Source organism: Nonomuraea sp. B19D2 (assembly GCF_040137845.1).
Lineage (GTDB): Bacteria > Actinomycetota > Actinomycetes > Streptosporangiales > Streptosporangiaceae > Nonomuraea.
Genome location: NZ_JBEFAK010000141.1, coordinates 1 through 1593, shown reverse-complemented (window position 1 = coordinate 1593; position 1593 = coordinate 1). Strand labels below are relative to the sequence as shown.

The window sequence follows — 1593 nt, the reverse complement described above, 5'->3', positions numbered from 1 at the left end:
CCGCTTTAGTCTCCGATCTCCCCTGGTGGAGGAGGCCGTTCTGGCCTGAAAATCGGGGTGGTTGCCCGCTGACGTCGTATCTCCTTGGTCGTTCAGGCCGTGCTTTAGTCGGACGCCGGGAGCCGCGCTTGTGGGCCTTTCACTGTTGCTTCGAGCACGCGGATCAGATTCGCTACCGTCCCCTTGCGGCTCCTGCGGGCAACCAATCCCAAGCTCCCGACGGCAAGGAGGCCCTGATGCTCGCCCAGACCCCCGACAGCGAAGAGATCATCGAAAGGGTCGCCGCGCTGGATGTCGGCAAGGCCACCTTGGTGTGCTGCGCCCGTGTCCCCGACGATGAGAATCCAAACAGGCGGTTGCAGGAGGTGCAGACGTACGCGACGATGACGCGGTCGCTGCTGTCGATGAGCGATCGGCTGCGCTGCCTGGGCGTCACCCGCGTGGTGATGGAGGCCACCTCCGACTACTGGAAACCGGTGTTCTACCTGCTGGAGGCGCAAGGCTTCGAGGTGTGGCTGGTCAATGCCCGCGACGTCAAGCACCTGCCCGGCCGCCCGAAGACCGACAAACTGGACGCGGTCTGGCTGGCCAAGGTCGCCGAACGCCAGATGCTGCGGCCCAGCTTCGTGCCGCCGCCAGCGATCCGGATACTGCGCGACCTGACCCGCTACCGGGTCGACCTGGTGCAGGTCCGCACCGCCGAGAAGCAGCGGGTGGAAAAGCTGCTGGAGGACGCGCAGATCAAACTGAGCGTGGTGGCCTCCGACATTTTCGGCGTCTCCGGCCGCGCCATGATGGCCGCCCTGATCCGCGGAGAGCGCAGCCCCAAGACGCTGGCCCAACTCGCGCGCTCCAGCCTGCGCGGAAAGATCCCCGCGTTGGAGGAAGCCTTCACCGGCCGTTTCTCCGATCACCATGCGTTCCTGCTGGCCACGATGCTGGCCCGGGTGGATGCGATCAATGCCGACATCGCCGCTCTGGATGAGAAGATCACCCAACAGATCACACCGTTCGTCGCGGCGGTCGAGCGACTGGATGAGATCCCTGGGATCGGCCTGACCGCGGCGCACGCGATCATCGCTGAGATTGGCGTGGACATGAGCCGCTTTCCCACCGCCGCGCACCTGACGTCCTGGGCGAAGTTCGCGCCGGGGGTCAAGGAGTCGGCCGGCAAGCGCAAGGGGAAGAACTCCACCGGGCACGGCAACCGCTATCTGGCCCGCACCCTCGGCGAAGCCGCGGTCGTGGTCGGCCGCACCGACACCTTCCTGGGCGAGCGCTACCGCCGGGTTGTCCGGCGCAAGGGAAAGAAGCGCGCCATCGTCGCGGTCGGCCGCTCCATCCTGGTCATCATCTGGCATCTGCTGTCCGACCCTGATGCGCACTTCATCGATCTCGGCGCCGACTTCTATGCCCGACGCATCAACCCCGACCGCAAGAAGCGTAACCACATCCGCGAGCTCGAAGCCCTCGGCTACCGCGTCACTCTCGAACTAACTACCTGAACGTCGCGGCCCGCACCACTCCGCTCTGAATCAACACGTGAGGTTCGCTGCCGCCTGCCTGGCGAATGTCTGATTTTCGGACCAGGAG

At 65.5% G+C, this 1593-nt stretch carries 1 protein-coding gene; it reads left to right on the top strand.

The features are described 5' to 3' along the window. Positions 1 to 236 precede the first annotated feature (236 nt). Complete coding sequence (locus tag ABN273_RS59145; RefSeq protein WP_349458586.1) at positions 237 to 1505, top strand: IS110 family RNA-guided transposase; 1269 nt, start codon at positions 237 to 239, stop codon at positions 1503 to 1505. The last annotated feature ends 88 nt before the right edge of the window (positions 1506 to 1593 follow it).

Bases quoted from the DNA above. Each gene is read 5' to 3' on its own strand.
- ABN273_RS59145 (WP_349458586.1), top strand. From the start codon at position 237: ATGCTCGCCCAGACCCCCGACAGCGAAGAGATCATCGAAAGGGTCGCC.